Consider the following 6,465-nt stretch of genomic DNA (forward strand, 5'->3'; position numbering starts at 1 on the left):
ATAAGCTCGGCGGTCTTACTATTGATAAAAAGGAATAGGATTAATGTTTTTTGAAAAAGTATCATTAATAATTGCATAGGAATATTGAATAATTAATGCCCAATTTCACAGAGTTTTATTGCGAAATTGGGCTTTTTGTTTATTATCAATTAGTCATTACTAATATTTTTAGCATCCCAGCTTTGTTGTAGCTTTCGAATATAAATGATTTGACCAATATGATAGGCATTATGGGTAGTTACATTCCCAAGTACCTCCCACCATTTCACTTTTTCAGGGAATCCGTATACATCACTTTCTACTTTTTCAGCTGTTAGAAGATCCTGCCACTGTAAAAGGATAAGCAGTAAGCGTTCTTTTAGGTTCTGAAAACTTTGATTATCCGGGATAATGAAGCTTTCATTATTATTATCTAATGGCGAAACAGCTTTGACATTTGATTCTTTGTATCTCGTTTGCCATGTTTCATTCCAATAAAGTAAATGCTGTACAATTTCAGCGATACTATGACAATCCTTGTTAGGCTTCCAAAAAGCTTCTTTTTCTGTTAAATGTTCAACTGAGTCAGTAAATGGAAGATACCAGCTAGGATCATTTGCATTTGCTAATAACTGATCGGCTATAACATCTTTAACATGAAACATACAGATCACGCTCTTTCATTATAAATATTCAGCTTTCTTATGTTGACGATTATCATATGATTTCCAACTAATAAATAGAATGGTAACAATGACTAGCCCTAAAAGCAGTAATGTCTGATAGTTAGTAATCATTTTTATAATTGATTCGGTATCACCTTTGTAAAATTGTCCGATGCTTAAAAACAGAAAGGTAGTAGGAGCGATTCCAACCATAGTGAGTAAAGTATATAGATGAAGTTTCATATTAGACATGCCAGCTAGGAAAGGAACAATATTTCCTAAATGAAGAGGGCTTGAAATAGCAACACTCCATACGCCATACTTGCTGAAAGATGCTTTTGCTCTTGCTAAACTTTCTTTCTTTGCTGCACTTAATCTGTTTTCAACGGAGTTGCCAAGTTTATAGCCAATATAATAGGGTATATAGCTGCCAATTGCATACAAAAAGCTTCCTAGCAGCGAAATACAGCCAATTTCAAACCATGTTAAATCAATGATAAAGCCAATGGTTACAATAAAGAATGTACCGATAAAGGGGAACGCACTTCCTTCAATAAACAAGGAAAGAAGAACACCTGCAATTCCCCAACTTTCTATAAGACTCAATAAGAATTCAGTCATCACTCTCACTCCAAGTTTAAAAAACGAATACTTAAAGCATAAAGGATCTTTAAAAAATCAAATAGATGCTGAAGAAGTAAGTTCAACTAAGTCTTAAGAAGTAGAAGGGGATGCAGTTACCTCGTTTATTTTTTTTGAATAAGGGCGAACCCAAGCCCGGTTGGATCAACTAAATAAGCAAGATAAAAATGGTCAAATTCCATTTTGTCTCGTACAATGATAGCTCCGTTATTTTTAGCATTAGATATAGCTGTATTAATTGAATCCACTTCAATTTGTATGCGTGTGCCGTGAGGATAATCATGCGGACCTTTTGCAATCCCGCCATTCATTCCATTCTGAGCATCCTTACCTGTTGATACTTCCCGATAATCCCAATGAGGCTCTGCGATCTCCCAGCCAAAGACAGTAGAATAAAACTTTGCAGCTTTTTCGGGTTCCTGGCTATTTAGTTCAAATCCAATCACTTTTCCCACTCTATTTCCCTCTTTCCGTAAATTGTTTAAAGTCAATGCTTAAGTATTCTCCCTTTTCCAATAAAATCCTTCAATAAAAGTTACTGCTTAGTTTTTAAAGTTTTGTGGTCTGCATCAAATATTGCGGTTTAGCATGTTTTTAAGGTTGAATGGCAAGAATTTTATGTATATTATTAAAAGTAGATTAAGTTAGTTAGTTGAATAACTAATAAAAGGTGATAAAATGGCTAAGCCGAATGTAATTAATAAAGGAGAATTAATCCATTTTGCAAAGCAATGTTTAGTTGATAGTGGGATAGAAAAGTTTACTTTAAGAGCAGTTGCAGAAAAAGCAGGCGTGACTCAAGGGACGGTTTATTATCACTTTAGAACGAAGGAGCAAATATTAGTAGATATTGTACAAGATATTTGTGAGAGTTCCTGGGAAGAAATATCACAGGTTAATGAAGGGATAATTAAACAATCATTACAATCAGCAAAAAGTCGTTGTAGAGAGGATTCATTTTTTCATAAATTATTTTTTTCATTAATGGTTGCGGGATTTAATAATCCAAAAATAAAAGATCATCTTGGAGATATTTTGATAAATGAAAATATGGCTTTATCTGAAAATCTTAAAAAGGTATGGAGCAAATCGCCAGTAGATGGAGTCTCCGATGATACATGGGGAATATTATTTAATGCCATCGCAGACGGATTGGCGATTCAGGCCCTTTTGAACAGAAAATTCTCAGTTGATAAGGTTTATGAGGAGCTAGAATATTTATTTGAAGGATTTACCAGTATGCATGCAGAGGAGGATAATAGATAAATGAAGGGGCACTTTTTAACTGTATTATGGGGAGTGATAGTATGGTTCTTAGCCACTTTGTTTTTTGTTCTATTTGGGAAACAAGTTCTCTTTAGTCCTGGCACAGCTTCATTTGTCATTAGTACACTTATATTAATTGCTGGCACAGGGGTATTATTGTTTGCTGTTACTTCTCTATACCTTTTTTTTGATCGATCAAAAAACGCAGCCATTAAATTTGGAATTATTGGTACAATCATAGGTCTATCATTAGACACATTCTCCATAGCTTACCACCAAATTATTTTTCCTGAATTAAGCCATTCGCAGATTATCGCATTTACGGTATGGATGTCCTTTGCGTATGCTTTATATTTAATCATTCCTATATTAATAAATGAAGTTAAAAAGAGAGACTTAGGTTCCCCGTCCCTGCCCGAACTGATGCAGTAGTGTATAGATGCAAGTTCGTTTTACGATAGAATCTGAGTAGAATTTAGTACCATAACAATTAGAAGGTACGTGCTAATCTGTACGGATCTTTTTTTTTGTAAAAATGAAACCAGACTGAGTGGTACATCGTCTAAGTACGAATTCTATAAAGGGGGGATAGTCTTGTATATAGAAGAGAAAAGTGAATCATATTATGCACTTACAAAGGAAAAAACGATAGATGCTGTTATAGAGGGGTTAATGACAGAGTATGGCACAGAATTAACCTCACTTGCTTTCTCTTATGTGAAGGACGCTACACAAGCAAAGGATATCGTGCAAATGGTTTTTATTAGCTGTTATCAGAATCTTCATAAGTTCAAAGGAGAATCATCTGTAAAAACATGGCTATACAGAATTACGATAAACCAATGTAAAGATTATTTGAAAAGCAGTTATTTCAGAAGAATTTTTTCATTTGCCAAGCTGGAAAAAGAGGAGCATACAGAATTAAATCCTGAAGTAAATTTACTGTATAAGGACCGGGAAACTCGAGTGAAAAAGATCGTTCTATCTTTAAGTCCTAAGTATAAAGAAATTATTTTTCTATATTACTATAAGGATTTTTCGGTAGAAGAAATATCTGCAATTCTAAAGATTTCTGCGAATACAGTCAAAACAAGGCTGACACGGGGAAGAGAGCGGCTTAAGAAATTATTAGAAGAGGAGGGATACGAATGGGAGGATATTTGAACCACGATAAAAAAATACAAAGCAGTGAACTCTTTGAAGAGGTAGAATTTAATCGAGAAGATCAGCTGCAAGTATATGCTAAGCTCAAAGAGAAAAGAGACCGCCGAAGTGTTATTGGAAAAAAGAAAAAGGTATTATTACCGGCAGTTATCGTACTAATGATGGTAGGTGCAGCCATCTATATGCCAACTAACTCAGTATTGGCTTTAGTTAAACTACCTTTCTTTGAATCGATCTTTCAATTCTTGGGTGATGGAGGTCTTAAAGGGGCTGCTACTAAGGATAAACAAAATATCCAGCAGCAACAGAGTGAAAATGGCATCAGTATGGAAATTCAGGAAGCGGTTTATGATGGGATGAGGTTATCAATTAGTTATTCGATTAAGTCAGAAGAACCGATTAAGAATTTTAGTTCATATGATATTAATTTGCATTTCCCTGATGTTGGCAGGTTAATAGGCGGTCGTACTTCAAGTAATCAGTTCACGCAAGTTTCTGAGCATGAGGTGATTGGCTACTCAATGTTTACGTATGCAGTATCGGATATGCCGGATGAATTTAAGGCTGATTTTTTATACAAGGGTACTATTAATAATAGGCAGGAACAGAATTTTAAATTTATTTTCAAGATTCCAATTAAGAAGACACCTGAAATTAAGAAGGTTGCTTTTACTAAAAAAGCAAGCTATGAGGGAGAAGAACTTACATTAAAACAAATAACCTTAAGTCCTATCTCGACGGCTATTAAACTACAACATAAAGAACCATATCAGAACAAACTAGAAGATGATTGGTTGACTATCCGCCTGCTTGACCAAGAAGACAGAGTGATTAAAGAGGTTTCTAATTCTAGCTCTGGAGGGTGGGGTGGTACCCAAATTAAACAAGATAACCGTTGGTATTCATTAAGAGAAGCCACTTTGTTATTCGAACCACTGGACAAAGAAGTAGAAGAATTGAAGATCCAATTATTTAAAAATAAGAGTAATGAAGATTTAGTTATTCAGGAGCGGTTAGTTGAACTACCTGAAGCGAAGAACCAGCTGCTCAATCTAGGTGAAAGGGGTACAATGAAAATTACTGATATTAAGCAAGAAGATAATTCAGCAGTGATTAAGTATGAATATAAAAGCAGTTTTGCCTTTTATCAAAATTTCTCACCACTTGTGTTAAAAAGTGCAGAAGGCAATTGGCATCATGGCGTTGAAATGAAACGCGAGTATCTCGGTAATAACACTTATATAGTAGAAGAATTGTTTCTTGATTTACCTAAAGATAAGTTATTTGTTAGATATCTTCAGGAAAAAGCTCCTGAGGTTATAGAAGAGCTAGAAATAAAAGTATCAGCTGACGAAATGAGATAAGGAGTAGGGACGGGGACAGAAGGACTCTGTCCCTTTTTCACATTCATACGCAATAAAAAAAGGATGATTTGAAATATAATAGAAACAGTAAATAGATCCCCTTATAAAAAATAACAGGAGTATATGATGGAAATTTCATTAATCAGGCATGGAAAATCAAAGCAGATAGAAAACAACCGATTAACAAGTCAAGAATTTCAGGACTGGGTCAAAAAGTATGATACCAGTGGGGTTTTTGAAGAGAATAATTACCCAGAGAGAACGCTTGAAAAGGTAGCAGCAGCGAACCTGCTAGTTACGAGTGATCTAAAAAGGTCGATTGATTCTGCAAGTCTATTACATCAACAGAAAAGAGTCATTTCTGATTCCTTGTTTCGCGAAGCAGAATTACCTGTTCTATCAAGTAAATGGAGAGTAAAATTTAGTCCAAATAGCTGGGCCATTTTCTTAAGGTGCTTATGGTATAGTGGCTATGCAAGACAGTGTGAGTCTTTAGCGAATGCTAGACAGAGAGCCGAACGGGCAGCCATTCAATTAGTGAAGTATGCAGAAGAACATCATTCAGTCGTTTTAGTTGGACATGGATTTTTTAATCGATTAATAGCAGAAGAACTAGAGAATATGGGCTGGGAAGGCAATAGAAAAACAAGTGCAAAACACTGGAATTGTACAACGTACTCATTCAGCACTTAAAAGGAAAAACCTATTAGAAGAAACGGTTATTCCTAGTTTTATTCATTTATTAGGTAACTATATTAGCTTCCTTTGTCAGGAGTTAATTTTGCTTATTTCTTATTGAGAAAATAAGCTATATCGGAATCGTTTGATGACTGACAGATATTCACAAGTAAGTAGAGTTAAAAGATAATGAAAGAAAACCTCATTATATAGCAGGAGAGAAGGAGAAAAGCTTGAAACGTATTTAATATAAAAGTCGTCCGAGTTTAAAAGGGGTGATTGAGGTGTTTGAAAAAAGAGTGAGAGTATTATTTATTTGGAAAGGGGTTGACGCATCACAGGTTATTGTTTATACAAATATATTTGGTAATACTATTGACTTCTATAAAATAATATATTAATATAGTAAATCTCAGCTAGAAGAAAAAATGCAAAATAAGTTTTATCTTCTTGTAGTTGACGAGCTCTAGTAATCTATGGTAAAATCAAATTCCTCTGTTGATGAAACAGAAGAATATTTCAAAAAAGCATTTGACACTATTGAAATAAAATGATATATTAGTATCCTGTCACAAAATAGTTCTTTGAAAACTAAACAAAGCAAAAACGTCAACGTTTAATTCAAGTAGTAAACTTAAGAGCTAATCTTACTCTTTATTGGAGAGTTTGATCCTGGCTCAGGACGAACGCTGGCGGCGTGCCTAATA

The 6,465-nt window shown here is 34.5% G+C and carries 8 protein-coding genes; 5 read left to right on the forward strand and 3 right to left on the reverse strand.

Translation table 11 applies throughout. From position 1 onward, the window contains the following. Positions 1-149: 149 nt before the first annotated feature. From AN957_RS01510 to AN957_RS01520, 3 genes are all read right to left on the reverse strand, one after another. Entirely contained in the window at positions 150-644 is a 495-nt protein-coding gene (locus AN957_RS01510; protein ID WP_056681931.1) for a DinB family protein, read from the reverse strand. A gap of 18 nt (positions 645-662) precedes the next feature. Next, a complete protein-coding gene (locus AN957_RS01515; RefSeq protein ID WP_053477955.1) occupies positions 663-1,265 on the reverse strand; it encodes a DedA family protein in 603 nt (200 codons plus the stop codon). A 125-nt stretch (positions 1,266-1,390) separates the two neighbouring features. After that, positions 1,391-1,741, reverse strand: coding sequence for a VOC family protein (locus AN957_RS01520; protein WP_053477956.1), 351 nt, complete (start codon positions 1,739-1,741; stop codon positions 1,391-1,393). Positions 1,742-1,964: 223 nt separating this feature from the next. Here AN957_RS01520 and AN957_RS01525 point away from each other — a divergent pair, with 223 nt between their 5' ends. From AN957_RS01525 to AN957_RS01545, 5 genes are all read left to right on the forward strand, one after another. Then, on the forward strand, positions 1,965-2,552 hold the full coding sequence (locus AN957_RS01525) for a TetR/AcrR family transcriptional regulator (RefSeq protein ID WP_053477957.1): 588 nt from the start codon (positions 1,965-1,967) through the stop codon (positions 2,550-2,552). Further along, positions 2,553-2,984 carry a DUF5367 family protein gene (locus AN957_RS01530; protein WP_053477958.1) on the forward strand — a complete coding sequence of 144 codons (432 nt, stop codon included), beginning with the start codon at positions 2,553-2,555 and terminating at the stop codon, positions 2,982-2,984. A gap of 162 nt (positions 2,985-3,146) precedes the next feature. After that, complete coding sequence (locus AN957_RS01535) at positions 3,147-3,716, forward strand: sigma-70 family RNA polymerase sigma factor (RefSeq protein ID WP_053477959.1); 570 nt, start codon at positions 3,147-3,149, stop codon at positions 3,714-3,716. Further along, complete coding sequence (locus tag AN957_RS01540) at positions 3,701-5,080, forward strand: DUF4179 domain-containing protein (protein ID WP_053477960.1); 1,380 nt, start codon at positions 3,701-3,703, stop codon at positions 5,078-5,080. The genes AN957_RS01535 and AN957_RS01540 overlap by 16 nt, the downstream gene beginning before the upstream one ends. A 126-nt stretch (positions 5,081-5,206) precedes the next feature. Further along, positions 5,207-5,773: a histidine phosphatase family protein gene (locus AN957_RS01545; RefSeq protein ID WP_056681934.1), complete on the forward strand. Its 567-nt coding sequence runs from the start codon at positions 5,207-5,209 to the stop codon at positions 5,771-5,773. The last annotated feature ends 692 nt before the right edge of the window (positions 5,774-6,465 follow it).

Origin of the sequence: Cytobacillus solani (assembly GCF_001420595.1) — a bacterium.
GTDB lineage: Bacteria > Bacillota > Bacilli > Bacillales > Cytobacillaceae > Cytobacillus > Cytobacillus solani.